The sequence below is a fragment of the Candidatus Nanopelagicales bacterium genome (assembly GCA_028687755.1).
Classification (GTDB): Bacteria; Actinomycetota; Actinomycetes; order S36-B12; family S36-B12; genus UBA11398.
Genome location: JAQTZL010000014.1, coordinates 1 through 19,942, shown reverse-complemented (window position 1 = coordinate 19,942; position 19,942 = coordinate 1). Strand labels below are relative to the sequence as shown.

The 19,942-nt window shown below is 51.8% G+C and carries 23 protein-coding genes; 9 read left to right on the top strand and 14 right to left on the bottom strand.

All coding sequences use genetic code 11. The features are described from left to right. Positions 1–48 precede the first annotated feature (48 nt). Positions 49–285, top strand: coding sequence for a hypothetical protein (locus tag PHN51_11970; GenBank protein ID MDD2819496.1), 237 nt, complete (start codon positions 49–51; stop codon positions 283–285). A 45-nt stretch (positions 286–330) separates the two neighbouring features. Here PHN51_11970 and PHN51_11965 read toward each other — a convergent pair whose 3' ends face one another. The 6 genes from PHN51_11965 to PHN51_11940 all read right to left on the bottom strand — a co-directional run bounded on the left by PHN51_11965 (position 331) and on the right by PHN51_11940 (position 3,252). Continuing rightward, positions 331–834, bottom strand: coding sequence for a hypothetical protein (locus tag PHN51_11965; GenBank protein MDD2819495.1), 504 nt, complete (start codon positions 832–834; stop codon positions 331–333). A gap of 32 nt (positions 835–866) precedes the next feature. After that, complete coding sequence (locus tag PHN51_11960; GenBank protein MDD2819494.1) at positions 867–1,274, bottom strand: hypothetical protein; 408 nt, start codon at positions 1,272–1,274, stop codon at positions 867–869. A 73-nt stretch (positions 1,275–1,347) separates the two neighbouring features. Next, entirely contained in the window at positions 1,348–1,884 is a 537-nt protein-coding gene (locus PHN51_11955; GenBank protein MDD2819493.1) for a hypothetical protein, read from the bottom strand. After that, positions 1,881–2,480: a hypothetical protein gene (locus PHN51_11950; protein MDD2819492.1), complete on the bottom strand. Its 600-nt coding sequence runs from the start codon at positions 2,478–2,480 to the stop codon at positions 1,881–1,883. Before PHN51_11950 ends, PHN51_11955 begins: the two co-directional genes overlap by 4 nt. Positions 2,481–2,482: 2 nt before the next feature. Continuing rightward, on the bottom strand, positions 2,483–2,875 hold the full coding sequence (locus PHN51_11945) for a hypothetical protein (protein ID MDD2819491.1): 393 nt from the start codon (positions 2,873–2,875) through the stop codon (positions 2,483–2,485). Then, on the bottom strand, positions 2,872–3,252 hold the full coding sequence (locus tag PHN51_11940; protein MDD2819490.1) for a hypothetical protein: 381 nt from the start codon (positions 3,250–3,252) through the stop codon (positions 2,872–2,874). Before PHN51_11940 ends, PHN51_11945 begins: the two co-directional genes overlap by 4 nt. A 129-nt stretch (positions 3,253–3,381) precedes the next feature. On the opposite strand from PHN51_11940, the gene PHN51_11935 reads away from it, so the two are divergent. The 6 genes from PHN51_11935 to PHN51_11910 all read left to right on the top strand — a co-directional run bounded on the left by PHN51_11935 (position 3,382) and on the right by PHN51_11910 (position 8,231). Next, positions 3,382–3,996 carry a hypothetical protein gene (locus PHN51_11935; protein MDD2819489.1) on the top strand — a complete coding sequence of 205 codons (615 nt, stop codon included), beginning with the start codon at positions 3,382–3,384 and terminating at the stop codon, positions 3,994–3,996. Continuing rightward, positions 3,965–5,401, top strand: a complete 1,437-nt coding sequence (locus PHN51_11930) for a hypothetical protein (GenBank protein ID MDD2819488.1) — start codon at positions 3,965–3,967, stop codon at positions 5,399–5,401. Before PHN51_11935 ends, PHN51_11930 begins: the two co-directional genes overlap by 32 nt. 52 nt (positions 5,402–5,453) lie before the next feature. Then, complete coding sequence (locus PHN51_11925; protein ID MDD2819487.1) at positions 5,454–6,131, top strand: hypothetical protein; 678 nt, start codon at positions 5,454–5,456, stop codon at positions 6,129–6,131. A 109-nt stretch (positions 6,132–6,240) separates the two neighbouring features. Next, a complete protein-coding gene (locus PHN51_11920) occupies positions 6,241–6,951 on the top strand; it encodes a hypothetical protein (GenBank protein MDD2819486.1) in 711 nt (236 codons plus the stop codon). A 91-nt stretch (positions 6,952–7,042) separates the two neighbouring features. Then, entirely contained in the window at positions 7,043–7,720 is a 678-nt protein-coding gene (locus PHN51_11915; protein ID MDD2819485.1) for a hypothetical protein, read from the top strand. A gap of 79 nt (positions 7,721–7,799) precedes the next feature. Further along, positions 7,800–8,231 (top strand): hypothetical protein, encoded by a 432-nt coding sequence (locus tag PHN51_11910; protein MDD2819484.1) that lies wholly within the window; start codon positions 7,800–7,802, stop codon positions 8,229–8,231. Between the two features lie 111 nt (positions 8,232–8,342). On the opposite strand, the gene PHN51_11905 is transcribed toward PHN51_11910, so the two are convergent. From PHN51_11905 to PHN51_11890, 4 genes are all read right to left on the bottom strand, one after another. Then, the gene (locus PHN51_11905) at positions 8,343–9,527 is read right to left on the bottom strand and encodes a hypothetical protein (protein MDD2819483.1); all 1,185 of its coding nucleotides are present in this window, start codon (positions 9,525–9,527) and stop codon (positions 8,343–8,345) included. A gap of 132 nt (positions 9,528–9,659) precedes the next feature. Continuing rightward, positions 9,660–10,553, bottom strand: a complete 894-nt coding sequence (locus PHN51_11900) for a hypothetical protein (protein MDD2819482.1) — start codon at positions 10,551–10,553, stop codon at positions 9,660–9,662. A gap of 74 nt (positions 10,554–10,627) precedes the next feature. Further along, positions 10,628–12,112, bottom strand: a complete 1,485-nt coding sequence (locus tag PHN51_11895; GenBank protein ID MDD2819481.1) for a hypothetical protein — start codon at positions 12,110–12,112, stop codon at positions 10,628–10,630. Positions 12,113–12,122: 10 nt separating this feature from the next. Beyond that, positions 12,123–12,341 carry a hypothetical protein gene (locus PHN51_11890; GenBank protein MDD2819480.1) on the bottom strand — a complete coding sequence of 73 codons (219 nt, stop codon included), beginning with the start codon at positions 12,339–12,341 and terminating at the stop codon, positions 12,123–12,125. Between the two features lie 81 nt (positions 12,342–12,422). Between PHN51_11890 and PHN51_11885 the strand changes: the two genes are divergently transcribed. Together PHN51_11885 and PHN51_11880 are read left to right on the top strand one after the other, a co-directional pair. Beyond that, positions 12,423–14,546: a DNA polymerase domain-containing protein gene (locus tag PHN51_11885; protein MDD2819479.1), complete on the top strand. Its 2,124-nt coding sequence runs from the start codon at positions 12,423–12,425 to the stop codon at positions 14,544–14,546. A 79-nt stretch (positions 14,547–14,625) separates the two neighbouring features. Continuing rightward, positions 14,626–17,037: a hypothetical protein gene (locus tag PHN51_11880; protein ID MDD2819478.1), complete on the top strand. Its 2,412-nt coding sequence runs from the start codon at positions 14,626–14,628 to the stop codon at positions 17,035–17,037. A gap of 53 nt (positions 17,038–17,090) precedes the next feature. Here the strand turns inward: PHN51_11880 and PHN51_11875 are convergent, their stop codons facing one another. The 4 genes from PHN51_11875 to PHN51_11860 all read right to left on the bottom strand — a co-directional run bounded on the left by PHN51_11875 (position 17,091) and on the right by PHN51_11860 (position 19,915). Beyond that, the gene (locus PHN51_11875; protein MDD2819477.1) at positions 17,091–17,519 is read right to left on the bottom strand and encodes a hypothetical protein; all 429 of its coding nucleotides are present in this window, start codon (positions 17,517–17,519) and stop codon (positions 17,091–17,093) included. Between the two features lie 19 nt (positions 17,520–17,538). Continuing rightward, positions 17,539–17,964, bottom strand: a complete 426-nt coding sequence (locus PHN51_11870; protein ID MDD2819476.1) for a hypothetical protein — start codon at positions 17,962–17,964, stop codon at positions 17,539–17,541. A gap of 131 nt (positions 17,965–18,095) precedes the next feature. Continuing rightward, entirely contained in the window at positions 18,096–18,878 is a 783-nt protein-coding gene (locus tag PHN51_11865; GenBank protein MDD2819475.1) for a hypothetical protein, read from the bottom strand. 101 nt (positions 18,879–18,979) lie between these two features. Further along, positions 18,980–19,915, bottom strand: coding sequence for a hypothetical protein (locus tag PHN51_11860; protein MDD2819474.1), 936 nt, complete (start codon positions 19,913–19,915; stop codon positions 18,980–18,982). Positions 19,916–19,942: the final 27 nt, after the last annotated feature.

Below are 19,942 nucleotides of genomic sequence, written 5' to 3'. Positions count from 1 at the left end.
ATACCCCGGTATATACCACGAGATCATACTAAGAAAGGGAGGTTCGATATGGCTTATTTGAAACTGTTGGAAGTGTTTGTTCTGTCTGTCCTCATGGACAAGACAGAGTACAACTTCTTCCACAAAAACTTCAAGCCTCTGAGAGTAATAGCCATCTCTATTTTGGTGGGGAATTTGTTCTTCACCTTCTACCTGGTGACCGTCCTTAACAAGACACATCAGCTGCTGGAACAGTCTTGTCCACAGATCTTCGAGATCGCCAAGGCTAAAAGCAAAAAAACGTGAGACATGAGACAGCTACCTGCTTGCGCAGGTAGCTGTCTTCTTACATCAGTAGAAGATGTCCAGTGTCACCGTTCCCGTGATCTTGCTGACCGCGATGTTCACAAAGCAGCTGCCATCGTCTTCACGAGGAAGTTTCACGGTGTCAGGCAGCGGCGCATCCAGAACAAAGCTCAGTTTGAGCGTGGTCACATCGATGCTCAGCACACCGGTTTCAGGGTCGTAGTACAGCTCTTTCTGACAAAAGTCCTTCGTGTAGAAGGTCATGTAGGTATGAGTCCGGATACCTTTGTCCGCTTGCAAACCCATGGCGAAGCGCTTATGCACATGGTACAGTTCGTTAAAGAGAGCACGGAACGGCAAAGAGTTCTCTTTGCCGGTGTCGTAGATCTCCTGTAAGATCTTCTGTCGGAGGGTTTTGTGAGGCACATCTGGGTTGTCTTTCAGATATGCCAAAGCGCGTTGACAGAAGTGCGTCTGCTCTTCCATCTGTGCCAGCAGCATTGCGTTGTCTTCTGGAGACAACACCACTGTTTGTGATACCCTGGTCAACCCCAGGGCCTTTCTTGTTGATGAGATGGTCATCATTCTGGTTCCCTTTCGTCCAGTGGCGTCAATGGTTCAACAGAAGCTGGCAGGTAGACCACCTGCTTGGCTTCAACGGTTTTGCCGGTGATGGTGGTTGCCTCCACCTTCAACGTGATGGCGGTCAGATCAAGCACCTGCAAGAGCTTGAAGAAAGTCCTGATCGTCATCGTTTTGCTGGTGAGTTCCTTTCTCAGACCAATCTTGATGTAATGGTGAGCCACACGGCGGTCTGGGTAGTGTCTTTGGACATACTTGTCGATCTGACCCATCAAGTCAGTTTTCGATCCGACCAGACCCAGCTCCTTCTTAAGCACTGTGGCAAGAGCACCTAACTGGCCGGCAGGGGTCAGTGGAGATGTTTCCTCTTGTGGTGCCTGGTGGATCCTTGTTGTCTTTTTGAGCATATCTTACCTTTTCCCTAACGGGATGTTTCCTTGAAGTAAAACACACAGGGTATGCGTCAGCATACCCTGTGTGTCAGATGAGAATCAGAATCAGCACACCAGGCTTTTCGATGAGCACCAGGTACTCTTCGTTGTGTCCTGATGTTTCCACAGAGACGTAGTTCAGTTCGATCGACACCAAGATAGACTTGATAGCTTCCACGATCTCGTCGAACTCATCCACGACCACAGCTTCGCCGTATTTGGCGCTCATGGTCTTGAAGATGTCGTCGTAGAGATCTGAGCTGACCGAGTCATACAGATCTGATCCAGAGAGTCCACACATGACATCCAGGCTATCAAACTTCACCACGGTGACGTGGTGATCGCGGATATTCAGGATCAAGTTTTTGACCGCACTCAGAGCAGCTCTGTCGCCTTCGGTTTCTGCTGTGTTGGGTGTGACACGCTGGTAGTCTGTCAGGTACATCCTGAACAGGTCGTAGGCGTATCCCGATGGACTTGTCTCGTCTGTGAACAGTTCATAGACCTTCTGACGAACGCTGTCGCCAAAGGTCAGTTCACTGATCCTGTTGAGAAACCAGCGATCGTGCAGCGTATAAGCTTTCATGTTTGTCCTCGATCTGGCTCTACGCCGTAAACTGCCACAGTGTTTTGATCTTGGAAGATCACGGCAGAGATTCTGAATCCAGGATTCAGTCGTTGGTTGACGAAGGTTTCTGACAGATGTGCCAGCACCTCGTTGTACTCACCCATGTTTTCCTGGTACTTTTGTTCCGCATAGCTGTGCAGCAGACGAAGTACATTGTCCAGGTGATCTTCGTCGTACGTCGGTGGAACATGACCCGAGTGAACGGTGTAGATGTTCCGAAGCGCATCGCGGATAGCCACGAGGTAGTGCAAAGGGATAACCATCTGTCCAAACAAATGCCCCAAGGCCAACTGTCTGAAAAACGTAGCCATCGAGTTGGTGTGTGCCGCGACAAACACGTTGTGCGTGATGGATTCGTGCAAACACCTCAGAATCGCCATGGCCGACTGACCGAGCTGAGTCTCACTGACACACGCAGGAACATCCGACGCTCTCATGACGGCGTGTGTCAAGTCAAGAAAGTCTTGCTGAATGTACTGCCGCTGAAGAACGCGGAACAGTGGCAGATGACAGCCAGGTGGAAAGATGTATGCTGCGGACTTGGTTTTTTGCATGTTCAATCCTTGTAGATAGCGGCCATCAGAACGACCGTGTTGTGCGTCACAAAGCTGACGCTGAAGTTGATAGAAGTTTGTCCCGTGAACCCTAACAGGAAAGCGCTGAGACACTGACTGACGTGTTCTTTGATGATCTCGTACGGAGACACAAAGTCAGTGCGGAAAACGTAGCCACCAGTGTCAGGTGGTGCGTCGTCTGACAGATCGATGGGTGACAGATTGACAAAGATACGGTTAACGCAGTGTCCGTACTGCGGGAGAGACTGATAGTCCTCTAGGGTGTACCGCACAGCGTGTCGAACCGCCAGTGTCATGTACTCGGTCAGGTATCGATGCTGACTGAGGTTCTTGGGAGGCTCGGCGTCTATGCTGAGCAGGTAGCTCTTGTTCATACCTGCTTCAGGGTAACGATCAAGTTGTAATTACCATCTACGGTAACCGAGAGGTAGTTGTACATCCGAGCGTTGTACCGGTAGCCCAAGAAGTCTTCCAGCGTAGGAAGCAGATCCAACCCCAGTTGCGGACAGTCTGTCATTCTGAGATTTTGAAGAAGGTCCAACGGTGACTGTGATGTCAACCCATAGCGTCGGAGACTTTCCAGATACCGACACTCAAACTCGATGTGCCCAAACTGAAGATGTTTGGTCATCTGCATATGTGTCACACCGAACACCACGCTTTTGGCCACGGCATCAAACATCGTGCTGTAGCTGGTGTCAAACTGGGGTTTGAGATTGCTGTGACTGGTTTTCAGAATGTGCGATAACACGGCTTTTCCTTTTTATCAGGTTGATAGGTTCACACTTTATATATGGCATCAACGGTTTTTCAAAGTCATCAACTGTCAGTATCTTTCTTTGCACTTTTGAGGATGATCTGAATCAACCTAAGGACCACTATGTCACGATCTCACAGTCTCTATAAAGGAGTTGAAGACTTTCAACTCAGTATTGAACTTCTCGAATGGCGCGAGTCTTTGCTGAAGGGCGTACCTGTGTATGTCCCTAGTCAGGACCCAATGCTTGACACATTGACGCTGGACTCTGTCCCTGAGCCACTGCGTCAGCAAAAGGCATCTGACGTTCAAGATGTGGTTGCCTTGCAGGACCGACCCATTTGCCGGTTTGTGACAACTGGTAAACAGGTCAGCGGCAGTAAGCTGTTTGTCGACGACTCTGTTCTGGCACCTCTGGTCAGCACAACGCTTTCTGGCAATTTCCAACAAGCTTACCGCAAGCAGCTTGACCGACTGATCCACGACGATGCCGACAAACTCAGCGTACCGACTCTGATGAGTCTGGCTGCTGTTTTCTCTAAATACAGCTCACCTCTTCCCACGTTGTTGACTTCAGCCAAGTACGTGAGAAGGTTGCGTGACATCCAAATCGTGCTGAACAGTTTCTTCAAAACCAACCACAAAGTCTTCATCGATCTGGTGATCCTCTTTAACGATGAAGCCAGACCTGAAGTAGGAACACCCCATGACGCACCTGGTCGCATACTTGGCCGTTGACCTGGCTGAAGGCAACACATTTTCAGGTTACGCTTGTCTGGCTTACAGCTACGCGCTGACGGCTCGATCCAAGTACACCAAACACCCTCGCAAGTCTGCACTGAACTTCACTGAGTCCGGGATACAGAAAGAGAAGTCCGCAGCACCCATGACCGTAGAGAATATCTACGAGCTGATCCAGCGAAGTGGATATGGTTTCATCGAGACGATACCTGACGCAATCACAGAGACATTCTCACTGGCATCCAGTCTGGAGAATATCGAATCACTGACCGTGATCCATACGCTGAAATACCTGGAAGGGTTGACAGATCTGGCGTTTGGTGAAGGTCGTCACGAGTGGGTCAAAAACGGCGGTGTACTCCCTAAAAGAGCCAAACCGATAGAAAGCCCAGAAAAGTGGAAAGCCATCGTCGAACTTCACGATCAGCTGGTAGAGCGTAACGTCCGGGTCAGTTTTGTCAAGGAAGACGTGGACCCAGAGAACTACGCGCAGACACTCTGTAAGACCATGGCTGCCATAGGCTCTAACTCTGCCAGGACTCTCAACGAAGCACCGTTCAACGTCAACGACGTGGCTCCAGTGGTTCTCCGGTCATGCTTGGCATATCCAGAATTCAAAGAGTCCTACGACACCAAAGACCTGATTTACTACTTCAAGGACTTGTTCTTCAGCTCTGACCCCACTGTGCAGGACGACAACTTCTGTATGCTGGCTTCGGCGAAGGATGACCATGAGGTCGGTAAACGCAACTTCACCAGCAACTACAGCTGTATCCACGGACACATTCCTCCGCTGATCCACAGACTGAAAACCTTCTTCAGGTCAGAGCCCAGGTACCAGGTGATGACCTGCTCTGTCCGGTTGACCGAGTTTGAGAACCGTGATCTGCTCAGACTGGCTGAGGTGGTCCCGTTGACTGACATGCTCAGGAGCACATCCACGGGCTCAGAGAGTCGGTATAAACTCGTGGGTGGTAAGCTTGACTTGCTTCAAGAGAACACCATGGGGTATCCCTTTGTTCGGGAGATCATGATGATGATGGACTTCATGGAGACCATCGAAGCAGAGTCTCAAGAGCACACCAAGATCAAAGACGTCACCGATGTCTTTGTGAAAGAAGGTAAGCTGGTTCTTGACAACGCGGAGACCCATAAGGACTTCTCTCACCTGGCGTCTGAGCTGGGTATCAAGATGACCCAGAACTTCATCGCGCACACAGGGTTTGACTACCCCAGTTATCTGGCTCTGAAAAAGATCGAAGCAGACATCCAGTCTGTGTTCTTTATCATGAGCAAAACCCACGACAGCAATTTCATGTCGTTCCATACCAAGTTTGTGCTGCCTGACAGGGTACTGTATTCCACCTCGGTCAGGAACAAGTACCTGGTGCGACATTTTTAAATTCTTCGGCAAGACGTCATCCTTTCCCTTTTTCACCTCGTGAGGTTTAACCATGTCCCTTTTGAACATTGTCACCGGTTCGTTCTCCATCGCCACTGGCGAAGCCGCTGAAGTCTACTTCTGCCCAGCAGGCAAGACCCACGCCATCGTCGACCTGAGCTTTCTGCGTGATGACCTGACCACCAGCTCTCTGATCGGCGTGGCTCTGACTACCCAGTCCAACCCTGCTGCGCTGACTTCCCTTGACTACCTGATCGACGACATCGAACCCGTCGGCACCCAGAACGCCATCGAACTGTCCAAGGTCATCGTCGGCCAAGGTCAGCGCCTGTTCGTGAAAGTATTCTCTGGCACCGGCATCTCTGTCCGGATGTCTGGCTCTGAAGAAAACAACCCCCTGGTCCTGGCCGCTGGTCGTTTGGCTGCCACTGCTGTGGCTGGTACTGGTCAAGTCCAGTTGTTCCACAACAACCTGCCCGACACTGCTTACAGCAGCGTGAGTATCAGCACCTACAACGTGTCTTCTTCCAGCGACGCCATCATCGAAATGTGGGTGGGTAACACAGCCTCTCCTGGCGCTCAGCACAAAATCATGAACGCTCGCGTGCCTGCCAACGAAACGGCCATCGCCGAGAACTACACGTTGGCTCCCGGCGACCGTATTTACGTCCGTTCGAGCATCGTGGGCTCGGAGTTCTTTGCCAATGGAATGATCGTCAAAGCCGCGTAACAATTGCCTTTCTGAGGCTACCTAATCTCCAGGCTCCCACTCACGTGGGGGTCTGGAGGTTTTTTACCAGTGATTGCATCATCTGATCCCACTCAACAAGGACACAAAAATGTTTGACGATCTCAACGACAACAGCGGTTTCTCACCTGAGGCTGCTTCCAAACCTCCCGCTGAAAACCGGTCTTCTCATCAAGATCGTCCTCAGGGCAACTCCTACGGCCAGAGTCGCCCTCAAGGTGGCGGTGGCTACGGTGGTGGCGGCGGTGGCTTCCAACGCAAAGAAGACAAGGTGGATGACCCCTACCTGCCTATCGCGGTCTTTGTGGACAAAGAGTTCTCCGAGCAAGCCAAGACCAGCTTGTTCCACATCGCCTCCAAGCTCATCGCCAAAGGCTACACCGTCCGCATCTTCGGTGACGACAAAGAGTTTGTTCAAAAGGTCACTGCTGTGTCCACCAAGTTTGTGGAGGTGTACCTGCCTTGGCGCAACTTCAACGAGATCGAGTCCAAGCACACCTGGAACACACTCACTGCCAAGGACATCGCTGCCAAGCAGTTCTCTGGCTGGGACAAGATACCTGACGCTGTGAAGGGCATCCTGGCATCTCAGGTGCGCATCATCTTCGGTGACCGCAACAACAGTCCTGTGATGTCTCTGATCACTTGGTCACGTGACGGTGCTACGCGTGCCTCTGAAGTCACCAAGGACACGGGTCGTGTCGGCTTCATCATCAAAATGGCCAGCAGCTATGGCTTCGGTGTCCTGAACATCGCCAAGGAATCGTCTGGCGCCATCATTGAGCGCACGTACGGTATCTGAAAAGGACCCCTCTGTGAGCCGCAATCGACACAAACAAACCAGCCTCCGCAGTTTGGCGGAACTTTCTTCCACCCCAGTAGGAGACACCACGATGACCGAAGACTCCGAGACTCAGGACCAAGCCTCTGACGCCCAAGAGCAGACCAGCGCTTTGGGCGAACAATCGACCGAAGTTGAGCAGGTCTCTGAACCTGTCGCTGCCGAACAAGTCAGCTGGAAAGACATCAAACCTGAACCGCAATTCTTTCCCCGGGCGACCGAGACTGTCGCGGACGTCGAACCAACACCCCGCATGGTCCAAGTTCCACGCGCCGTGACCGCTACGGCAGCCGAAGTTTCCATCCAACATCTCGACACACGCATCATGAAACAAACCTACGATGAACTCCAAGGTTACCTGGACGCCATGCTTCCTGCCAAACGCATCACCGAAAAAGACGGTGGCCAGTGGCAGCACTTTCTGCACGGCGTGATCGTTCGCGCTCTGAGCGAAACCGATCCCCAGGTCTTCAAGCAGAAGTGGACAGCTATCCTCCGGTTCTTCCACGACAACAAAGACGCCCTCTGCAACCCCAGCTACATCTACCGCTTCATGTCCAAGTGGCCAGGCAGCAACGCCGAGCTGGTGGTGTTCCGTCTTTTGGTGTGGGTTCTCATGGAGACCTGTGATCCTGTCACCCGTCGCACCAAGTTCCAGGGCATGACCACCAAGTCTCTGACGGGGCTGTCTGAGCACCAGAGGAACAACCTGAACGCCTACTACGCCTGATCGATCTCTTCCACACCCTACCCATGAGAGGTAGGGTGTGGAAGAGTCTTTTCAAGGTTCTACCGGGATCATATGAAAAATGACTTCGCGAAAGAACATCATGGCCAAACGACTGACTTACAAATACCACCAAGATGGTGAGATCCCCCTTCCTGGCACCAGCGACATCTTTGTGTTTGGGAGCAACCTGAGAGGGGCGCACGGCCGAGGCGCAGCTTTGGTCGCTAACGATCTCTATGGAGCCATCTACGGTGTCCCCAGAGGCTACATGAACCGTTGCTACGCCATCCCTACCAAAGATCGCTTTATGCGATCACTCAGTGTCTTTGAGATCAAACAAGAGGTGGACAGATTCATTGCGTTCACGTTGGCTCATCCAGAGATGACGTTCTGGGTCACACGGGTTGGCTGCGGTCTTGCAGGGTACAAGAACCACATGGTCGCTCCTCTGTTCAGAGGCTGTGGCAAGAACTGCAACTTCCCACATCAGTGGAAGCCATTTACACGCTGATAGAAGCCTCTTAGAGCGCTTTAATAACAGTGGGTGATACGTAGATATAGATTTTGTATTTAAACGCTTATAGACCTCTTCCTGTAGCCATGCTACAGGAAGAGTGTCATTTTAAGTCACCAGGTCGATGGCGTGGATCTTGGTCAGTTTGAAGCCTGAGGTGTGCATGCGTTTCAGAAAGAGACCCATGAGTTCACCAGAGAACTGTGCGGCGATGTTGTTCAGAGCGTTCTTCTGACCTTTGTAGGTATCACCTAAACAAGCGTAGCAGAGTGTGAAGCCTTCAGATGCGCAGAACATCGGAGACCGCATCTCTACCTTCTTGCCTTTGTAGGAGGCAGCTTCGGTGTCAGAGGTCACCAGAGACCACTTGTTAGAGAGGCGGATGTACTTACCCACCATGCCACGTGTGTCTTCTACGATACCCACAAGACCTTCCTTGGTGTCACAGGGTGTGTCCACAATCTCCACACCAGACAGAGCGCGTTGCAGGATGGTGTATGCATACCCGGAGAGCTGCGTCGAGTGACCGCGAGAGTAAGAGGCCAGACGCTGATCGTTCAGGTACTTGGGGAAAACGTCAGGTGAGGTGTCCAGACCTTCAGACATCGAGGCGGTGATGGGGCTGGAAGTCAGGCTGGTTTTGAAGTCGTTGGCTTCACCGTACATGCCGAAGACCTTCTGCCGAGAGATCTTGGCTTTGTTGGACATCAGGCGCTTGGCGATAGGGTCGTCTGCCAGAAATGCGTCGTCGTGCTTCTGAAGCTCTTTCAGGATCATGGCACCTGTGGCTGGGTCTGACAGCTTGTCGCCATGTTCGTCCAGAAGTTTCTTCTTCAGCTGTTTGGCCCCAGGAGCCTGACGGATCATCTTGACGCTGGTGGCGGAGGACACCAGCGGAGCTATCTGGGTGAACATCCAGAGACGATCCATGGTTTCCAGGTACTCGGAGACTCTGATGTCCTTGGTGTTCTCTTTGAAGTCCTCCTTCTCTTTGGCCTGTAGTGCGATCAGGTTTTCCAGTTTGGAAGGAGGTATGTGGCCTTCTTGAAAAGGTATGCGTGTACCCAGGATCGGGTAGATGGCTGCTCCGTTGATGATGACATTGCCAACACGTGTCTCTATGGTACCGGAGACAGAAGACATCCAAGAGTTGTCGACAGAGACTTTGTCGCCCATCCGGTAGAGCGGCTCGTCTCTCTTCCAATCGGTGATACGGACCAGAACTTTGCCCTGTTCTGAGACCATGACACAGTGAAGTCCATCCGCGGTCATGACTGGTGTCAGGTGATCCATGGTGTCTATCTGAGGGTCTTTCTCTGGGAGAGGGATACCCAGGGTCATGATGTACCACCGACGTTTGGTCAGCGGTTTCTCAGCCACAACGCACAGCTTGAGGTATTCCAGTTTGGTGAGCATGGTGTTCCTTTATTGCAGAAGGGTTTGTGCGTGTTTGGCAGCTGACCTGTGAAGATCGAAGTCTTTCAGGATAGCCAGCACGATAGGACGGATCCGACTGATCTGTTCCGTGGTGGAGAGTATCTTGCTGACGTGTTTGTCAAAAACCACCAGCGGCGCCTGCTGACCATCGAAAGAGAACATGACGAAGCTGAGGATGTCCAGCGCCAGAAGAGCGTGGTTCTGACTCAGCTCAGACTGCTGTACTTTGAAGTCCCAGTTGATACCTGAGAGATCGTACAGCGTTTGGAACTCTGTGCGACCGAAGCCTTTTTCAGAAGCTGCTTTGCCTGCACAGTCAGTGTTATCCACAAAGGCCATAAACGCGTCCCAGTGCGCTTTCCACTTGCGGGTGACATCTGCGTCACTGAAATTGCCGTCTTCCTTTACAAGCTGTTTCATGGCTTCTATGAGTTCAGGTTGAACATGTTCCACGAGCTGCATCATCCGTGGTTCAGACAGCTGCGTCAGACGACTTGCCATCTGGATAAAGAGTGTCCTGGGTGGCTCAGGTCCATACAGACAGTAAGCCAAGTAGTCCGTGTCTTCCAGTTTCTGCACCATCAACAGAAAGTGACCAAGTTCGTTGAGTTCCCAGAGGGCAGGGTCTTCTTCGATATTGACACGGATACCGTGCTTCTTCAGCAGGTCCAGGATAAAGACTTTTACTTTGGTCAGGAAGAGGTCGTGGATCTCTTCCTTGCCGTAGGCTTCTTCGGCGCTGATCAGATCGACCAGTTCGTTCTCCCAGTCCTCCAGGCCAAACTCCTGAAGAACAAACATGGCGTTGGTGAGGTCTTGCTTGACTTGGTGAGTGTAGGAGCTGTCCAGGTACAGCTGTGTCTGTTCCGTGATAGATAACATTTAGGGTGTCCTTTTAAACGATCAAACCATCACACTGTCTCATAAAAGAGACAGTGTGAGGTAAGAGGCAGATGTTACTTGGCGCAGGCCAGCTGGGCCATCAGGTAGTCGGTCAGGTACTTGGTCAGAGCAGGTACCACAGCGCGAGACGGTGTCAGCTCAGGGTCTGCCTTCATGGCTTCCAGCATACCAGAGATGATGTCGAAGGCGTTGCTGTGTCGGTAGATGATCTTTGCGACCATGAAGAGTGACAGCTTGGCCAGATCTTCCAGGTGCTCAGACTTCAAGATGCTCATGTGCTGTGCGCAGAGCTGAAGTGTTTCAGCGCGATGCGCGGGATGAGCTTGGTAGAACTCCTTCATGGATTCCATGTGCTCAGGTGAGTCCAGGAGAGCGCGCACCTCAAAGTTCACGATCTCCTTCATGCGCTCGTTCCACCGCTGTGACGTGTACACGCCGAACAGACTGCGCTGGCGGTTCCAGATGTCTTTCAGTTCAGCGCCACGAGACTCCAGGGTTTCCAGTGTCAATGCGGTGTTGCCAGAGGCGGCCACATGACCGAAAATGTGATCGATCGAGAAGCCTTGTTCAGCTGCCTTCTGGAAGTTCTCTTCCAAGATGAAGATGTCCACACCCTTGTCAGACATGTAGGAGAACTGACCAGAACCACCAGGGATCAAGACCGTACCGTTCTTCATGTGGACGTTGAGCAGGTCCATGGCAGACATCAGGCCCTCCGCGTAGCTGTTGCGAAGTGTCACAGCCAGAGAAGTCAGAGCGGTCAGAGAAAGACCCACCTGAAGCGTGGGGTTGTTGACCAAGCCACGGAAGAACAAGAAGTTCACCAGCTGGTAGTTCGCCATCTCGATGGGGTTCACGATGGTGTTGACAAACTGATCAGAACCAGCCATGTAGCTCTTGAGTTTGCTGTCACCGTTCTCGGCGTACCAAGACTTGATCAGGTCATCTTCACCAGAGTCGCCGGTCAGGAGGCTGGCCAGCAGATCGAACTCGGGAGTGAAGACACCAGCACGGTAGTCGAACGAAGCGCGTGGTCCACGAGCGTTGCGGAAAGGTTGGGCTTCGGATTCGATCAAGGCAGAGTCGAAGATGGCGTGGCGACTCATGTAGGTCACCCGGAACAAGTCTTCAGGCTGCTTCATGCCGATGTTGGCTGCGTGCTGACGAACGTTTTCCATGAAGGACGTCATCTGGGCGTAAACCACGCGCTGTGCAAACAGAACGTGTGTTCCGATCAACTTGGTGTAGTCCTGGATGTAGTTGTCCATCAGGGCATCGTGGCTGGACGCTGCGTACGATGGCGCGTTGTTGCGATCACGGAGAGAGTCACCAGAAGCTGCCGACACGATGTCGCTGGGCAACGACTCGGCACCCGTAGACAGATATTGACCGTTTTGGTGGCAGCCACGGACACGGGGAAGCATGCTTCCACAGAGTGCGGCCATCAGAGTACCGGAGATAGGTGCAAAGCGCAGTTTCTTCTCGTGCGCGATGTGAGCCAAACTGGCGCCAAGGTCGGCGGATGTATTGCGGATCATGATGGTGCCCTTACGCGAGGTACGCGGTTTTGATGTGGTTGGCCACGGTGTTGGAAAGGACAGCGCGAGAGAGCCCGTCACGGTTCATGGCGGCTGCGGTATCTTGGCCACCCATGCTGGCCACCACGCCGGTAACCAGCTCGATGACGTTGGCAAAAATGACGGCGTTGTGCGCAAGAGCTTCGGGTTTCACCGTAGCGCTTGTCGAGGGGGTGGTGGACGTATTCACGTAAGCTCCTGGCTTGTTAAGGGGTGTCACACTATATTTCCCCCTGTTTTCACATTTGGTAGTAACAAAAAAGGGTCTACCATGGAAGGTGTTTTCTACTTGCCAGCTGAGAGCTATACCGAGGGTCTGAACCCTTTGAAGGCTTATCTGAAGCAGCTGAGTTTCTACATCCAGAACAGAAGAGGTTGTTCTGTTGAGGAAGGCAACAGGTTGGCCATCACGTTCTTGAAGAAGCACTTCAAGGACAAAGAGATGAAGTGTTTTGAGCGTCTGGAGAACGGCGACCGTGTGGCACTGACAACCACGCTGTACGGGTATATCAAGAAGAACTTGGCCGAGGGTAACGTCTTAGCACCTACGCTGACATCTTACATGCCTCGGTCTAAACAGGTCTCTATCTTATCAGATTTCATTTTTGTGGCAGTGAAGAAGCGCGGTAAAGCCAAGAGCGAAATGCACCGCGCTAAAGCTGTTGGAGACATGGTGCTCTACGACAACAAAGACAACGAGCAAAACAACATGAAGACGTACTGCAACTCCATGAGCGGTTCTTTTGCTCAGGAAGCATGCATCCTTCACAACCCGTCTAATCACTCCACATTGACGTCTCTGACCCGGACCATGACGTCGCTCAGTAACGCCAACAACGAGCGACTGATCGCCGGTAACAGGTACTACCCTCGTGGGATCGATGTCCTGAACAACATCGTCTACATCACCAGCAACGTGGATGTGGACCAGGTCGAGAAAGCCGTGGTAGAGTTTGAGCTGGTCTTTCCTACGGTGGAGCAGACAGTCGCTGTATTGAAGCGGTCTTCTGATCTCTACTTTCGGGACAATAAGTACTACCAGGAGAAGATCATTCCTCTGCTGCGCAAGCTGAGACCTGGTCATCTGGCAGCTGTCTGTTACATCGGTGACTTCTATCATCTGCGAGCACTGAACCCAGATGTTATCAAAACCCTCTTGGATCAGATGGCCGCACCTGTGGTAGGTGAAACACCCGCGCCAGATATAGAAGGTAAGCTGTACGCAGTGGACGAGAACATCCGTAACCTGGCGCACCACATCTTCTTCTCAAGAATGGTGGGTAAGGGTAAAGACTATGCGGAGATGGAAGACCCACAGCTGGTGATGGACTTGTACTCCACATCCAAGCACATCGAAAAAGTGCTGATGAACTACAAGCTGTTCTTCAACGCGTTCTTCATGACAAGCATTTTCCCACCTAACGTCACACGCTTAAAGAACATGCGGCGACGAGCGGTGGTACTGTCAGACACTGACTCGACCTGTTTCACTACCGACGAGTGGGTGACGTGGTACAACGGATCGTTCCACATCAGCGACAAGACCATCGGTGTCGCTACCTCTGTGGCGTTTGTGACGACACAGTCCATCGTTCACATGCTGCGTATCCTATCTAGGAACCTGAACGTGGATCAGTCTTTGATCACACGCATCGGGATGAAGAACGAGTTTCTGTGGCTGGCTCACGCACCGGCTGATGTCAGTAAGCACTACTTTGCTTACACCGTCACCCGTGAGATGAGCATTTACAAGAAACCAGAGATCGAAGTCAAAGGGGTGCACTTGAAGAACTCAGCTGCCCCTAAGTTTGTGATCGAAGACGCTGCCGAGATGATGAAGTATATCCTGACCAAGGTGGCCACCAATCAGAAGTGTTCACTCACAGAGCAACTGAATCGTGTCATTACGCTGGAGAACACTATCCGGACCAGCGTACTGAAAGCTGAACCTGTTTTCTTGAAGCGTTCTAAGATCAAGGATCAGACAGCTTACACGCAGCCCGCTAACGTATCTCCTTACGCCAGACACACGTTCTGGAATCAGGTCTTCGGTCCTACCTACGGTGAGTTCTCGGCACCACCTTACAGTGTGGTCAAGATACCTACCACACTCACCAACAAGACCCGTTTGATGGCTTGGGTAGAGTCTTTTGACAACCCAGAGCTGAAAGCCAGACTGGTGGGATGGTTGGCTGAGACAGGTAAGAAGAACCTGCCTACAGTGTACATGCACAGCGACTGGGTGCTGGCTTACGGCATACCTAAAGAGCTGATCGCTATCATCGATGTGCGACGTATTATCCTGGATGTTACTACACAGCACCGTCTGGTGCTAGAGACATTTGGGGTGATGCTGTACAAAGAGAAGTTGGTCTCAGAGCAGTTCACAATCTGAAGTACCACACCTCCCGTTCTTGGGGGGTGTGGTCTTTATTTCTGTCAGTCATTGGGTGTAACACCACCAGGAGTGTATTTTGAAAATAGTCTATATCAAGCTTGAGGACTACAAGCGCTTCCCTCTGTCAGAGAAGACGGTCTTCGAGCATCGGTTTACCAAGAAGCTGGTCATGCTCTCTGGTCCCAATGGTTCCGGTAAAAGCTCACTGATGTACGAGCTGACCTCATTGCCTTCTACCAAGGATCGATTTGGCAAGAACGGCTACAAAGAGATACACATAGAGTTCAACGGCAGTTTCTATATCCTGATTTCCAGCTTTAAAGACGGTGTCAAGTACAGCTTTCTGAAAGACGGACAGGAGCTGAACAAAGCAGGATTGATCACCGCTCAGAAAGACTTGGTCTTTGAGCACTTCAAGATCTCGTCGATCGTGCACGACATCATGGTGTCTCGTGAGAACTTCACGACCATGGGTCTGATCGCCAGGAAGAAACTGCTGAACGCTGTTTCGCACATCAACATCGACACAGTCTTGGGACACTACAACGGACTGAAAGAGACGCTCAAGAACCACACCTTCATGCTGAAGAATCAGTCCAGTCAACTGCTGGCTGAAACACAGAAGCTGAACGACGAAGGTCGTCTGGATCTGCTCAGGTCTAAGAAAGAAGTCCTGGTGCATCGGATAGAGGGACTCTTGGACCAGAAAGCCAGTCTCAGGGCTTATACAGGCGACGTAGATATCGACCAAGGAGTAAGACACTACCAGAGTGTTAAGCAGGCTCTGGACACTGTTCTAGAGTCCCACAGCTGTGTTCTGACCTCACACCCGTACGTGGGTTTACCAGAGTACATCGGTGAACTGAGATCTGATCTGAAAGTGACGGAGTCTTTGCTCACCAGCAAGTACACAGCCATGGAAGACCTGGACGCACGCGTCAAGTCGGCACAGGTTTTAGCGAACCAGGGGTCACTGGAACTGGGTGAGAAAAGATCCCAGCTTCTGAACACCTATCAGCTGATCGTCAGCAGACTGGTGCACCTGAAAGACGAACTTGACAACCTGGAGTCCGTGCGGTCTGCCATGGAGACTATCCGGTCAAGTTTACCTTCTGTACTGGAGAACCTCTGCGAGAACCCAGAACGAAAGTACTCACAGGCTAACTACCAGACACTGCTGGACAACAGGGACAAGACCACACAGCTTCTGATAGCGGCGATGAGTGACGGTCACAAGCTAGACACGGACCTGAAAGAACTGGAAGCCCATCAGAACCTACAGTGTCCCAACTGTTCTCACAGCTGGTTGCCAGAAGAAGTCAAAGCCAAAACACAGTCCACTAAGCTGGCGCTGAAGGAGGCCTCAGAGCGACAGTTTCAGCTTCAGCAAGAAGTGAAGGCACTGACCGCTCAGATCACCGCGCAGTCTGTGTATCTGGACTCCTTTAACAGGTTGACACAGCTCTACGGTCACACCAAGTTGACAGCCCGTGTCTTCTGGGATGTTGTCCAAGAGACCAAGATGATCTACCTGAATCCAGGAAAGATGCTGTCTCTGGCTGATGAGATGCTTTTAGAGCTGGAAGCCACAGAGTCTCTGAAGCGCATCACTGAACAGGTAGCGGAGTACGACAGACAGCTGACCACAGCAGCGCTGTTGGGTGATCGCTCTGTGGACCGTCTGGCAGAGATGATGACCGTCTTAGAGGCCGAATGTTCGGAGCTTCGCAATCAGCGTGAAAACAAGCTCTCAGAGCTTAAAACAGCTGAGACCGCTCTAGCTACCTACAAGCGTTTAGAGAAGCTCTACGGCTCTCTGGATGCGGCTAAGCAGTCTTTACAGACACAAGCGCTCAGACATACAGTTAACAGCCTTGTTTCCGAGATAGACAACCAGCTTTCTTTGTTGAAAGTGTCTGTCTTGGAAGTAGAGAAGGAGTTAGCGCAATCAGAAGCAGTCAAAGCCACTGTGGACACTCTGCGCAGAGCTGTCGCTGAAACACAAGAAAACGTCAAGGTGCTGGAGATCATGTTGGAAGAGCTGTCGCCTAAGAACGGTTTCATAGCCAAGACAGTCTCTAGCTTCCTGAATGTGATCATCACCAGCATCAACACGGTGATCAGTGAGAACTGGTCGTACAAGATGGAACTGAAAGCCATCAACGTCGAAGAAGATGCGCTGGACTACAAGTTCAGAGTTATCGTGAAAGACAAGCTGCCTGTGGACGACATCTCTCTCATGAGCGGCGGGATGCAGGAGATCGTGAACTTGGCGATGAAGTTCACTCTGGTTATGCTGATGAGACTACAGGGGTATCCGGCTTACATGGATGAGTTCGGCCTTAAGCTGGACAAAGTCCACAGAGCCAAGGTAGCCAGTATCATCTTCCAGATGCTGGGGTCTTCTATGTACAGCCAGATCTTTCTGATCACCCATTTGGACATGGAGTATGGTGAGTTCCATGACGCTGAAGTGATCGAAATGTAAAAAAGAAAAAGTGCATACCTACAGACTGAAAGGTCTGTAGGTATGGCTTTGTATCAGTCCTTCGCAAAGCTGCGATTCAGTGTTTGGCTGATCTCAGGGATGGGGGTCAGACTGCTGCTGGCGTCACCCTCAGCCATCTCTTTATCGTCTTGCAATTCTGAGAATATTCGTCTGTATACGTCTTCTGTAAATACCTGATCCAGCCACAGGGCGTCAAGTATGATCTTGCCGGCAAGCGCGGCCGGTATCTGAAGCGTTTTCTTTTGGCGAACCGAACGTAGCAGCTCACTGTACGCATCGTGTACCTGTGGAGCAAAGGCTTTGAATCTAACAAGTTCGTAATCTTGGGTTACTTCCATCCACGTAACAACGTTATGGATGGCCCCGATCGTCCTCTGTGTGGTGAGATTTGGGAGACCCACCGTACTGTACAGACAGAAGATCACTGTCAACAGCTCGCCTGTCTCAATTTTCAGTGTCATGGTTAATCGCCCTTTGGAGTTAATTGTCGCTGTGTTTGAAAATGCTGGTCAACATAGAAGCAACTTCGTTATCTGAAACAGCTGCTTCCTGAGTATCGAGTTCACTAAGCTGGTTGTCAAGTTGTACTTCGCTGACCATCCGGCGTTGAACGCGTCGTGTAAACGCATTACCAAAGACCGACGCAGCAAATCCCACCCCTGTCGCCATATCCACCCGCGACGCTTCTTTACGAACCGTCCTTAGCAGGACGACGTATTTTTCGTACGCGCTGGGTGCAAAGGCCTTAAATCTGGTAAGATCTTTGTCCCTTTTTACTCTCCAGTTCTCTAGTGTGTCGAGAGCTATAAGAATCGCACTGAGAGTGACTGGACTCATGTGATGCATGGTCTGCCGAACACAGACCAGTATTGTCAATGCCTCGCTGGCGGTAATTGCTACGGTCATAGTTGCTCCTTAACCCCACTGCCAGATCTGACGTGATCGAGTTCAGTAGAGTATGTTCGGTTACTATGTACCTAACTCAAATAAAATCAAGAGCAATCTACCTACAGACCAGAAGGTCTGTAGGTAGTGCTTTACCACTTCAGGAGAGCGGGATTGACTTTCTTGCAAAGGAGACTGCGGATCTCGTCGGCCACGATCTGCGAAGACTCTTTGGCAAAGATATGGCTGCTGCGATCTACCGACACCAAGTTTTGCAGGATATCGCGGTGCACGACATGCTCTTGACCAGTCTGGAGAATCAGTCCGTTGGACTCTACGCCAGGTGCGAACGCCTTGCACGCGTGCTTGATACCCGGCATGACCACATGGTCAAAGGTGATCAAGCTGGTCAGCTCACGTTCTGTTCGTCCGTTGCGCTGATGGGTATCCATCAGAGACCGGATAGAGAAAGCGGTGTTCTGGTCAGGTGTGTCCAGAGAAGCCTGAAGCACAGCAGCATGAGGTCCATGAGGACGCAGCTCAGCCATGATGCCGATCATCTCTGGATTGCCAAACTCTGGGTTGTTACGCCCGTAGTTCATGTCCAACCAGATCTTGCGGTAGTGCACACAGATGTTCGGCTCGTAGATGTCGATCATCCGAGCATAGTAGTCCGCATAACTCATGCCGGGCTCACGACGTGGATGACCCAGCTCACCGTACAAACAAGCTGCTTCGATCCGACGCATGAAGGCGGAAGACTCCTTGAAGAGATCCACAACACGGTGAGCGACGTAGTACTCACCGATGCTGTTGTAACAGTTCAGGGCACCGATCATGAAGGTGTGGTACCCACTGGCGTCAGGAGCTGGCAGATTGCCTTTCTTGCCTCTGGCCTTGTAGATGGTCTCAGTGAAAGTGGTGTGAGCTGACATGTGTTTCCCCGTATAGAAAAAGATTTCACAGGATAGCTCGGGGGTTGACGTAGATACTCCACACCGACTGCGTGAACAGTCGGTGTGGAGATCATCAGGGATTAACCACCAGAGGTGGCGACGGGGTTGCCAGTGGTGGAGCCAGCAGCGGTCGTGACGTTTTGACTGGACACGGAGCCCAGCTGAGACGCGTAGTTCAACCAGCCTTCACCAGACAGATTGGGGTTGATGGCTTCAGACTCAGTGCCATAAGGCACGTGGGCTTTGCGCATGTTCGGGTCAGCGTTCTTGCGATTGGCAAAAGCGGTGTCCAGAATCTGCTGTGCCAAAGCGTTGACACCATCGCCGACCGTCATGAAACCGTGGTACTCGATGTCCAGATAGGTGATTTCCTGTCCAGACTTCAGATCACGTTTGGCTGTCGCGACACCAGCGCCTCCTGGGAACATGTTGGAACGCAACCAAGCGCGATCCACATGCTTGTGCAGAGGACAAGGTTGGATGTAGATACCGGTTGCGGCGTACCAGTTGGCAGTCAAGTCCTTGACACGAGCGCTTTCCAGACCACCCATCAGAGCAAACTTGGTTTCGGGATCCATCAGACCGTACCGAATCCAGAACTCATGCATGCGCTGGATGGGGCGACCGTATTTTTCCACGTACTGATGCTTGGGGGTAGACACGCCACGACTCACGTTGGTGACTTCATGCTGAAGTTCGCCGGATCCACCCAGAGCGTGAGAATCCACATCGACCTTCAGTTCCATGTCCAGACCGTCGATGGTATAGCTGTGCAGCTCCATCGTGGCCTTCAGCGCTTGACGCCACTTGGTGGCATCGGTGAAGAGGTCAAACATCTCGGGTGCGTCCAACAGGACAAAGTGCACGGGACGACTGACGTGAGCCTGGTTGTTGACCCATTGTCCGTATTCGGGGGACCACCCGTTCATGCCGCCGTAGGAAGGGTCCAGCATCGGGCGACCAGCGCCCGCTGCAAAGCCTGTCGTCAGCATGGCGTCTGTCAATTTGCTGCTCATTTTGCTACACTCCTGGTGTGAGAGAAA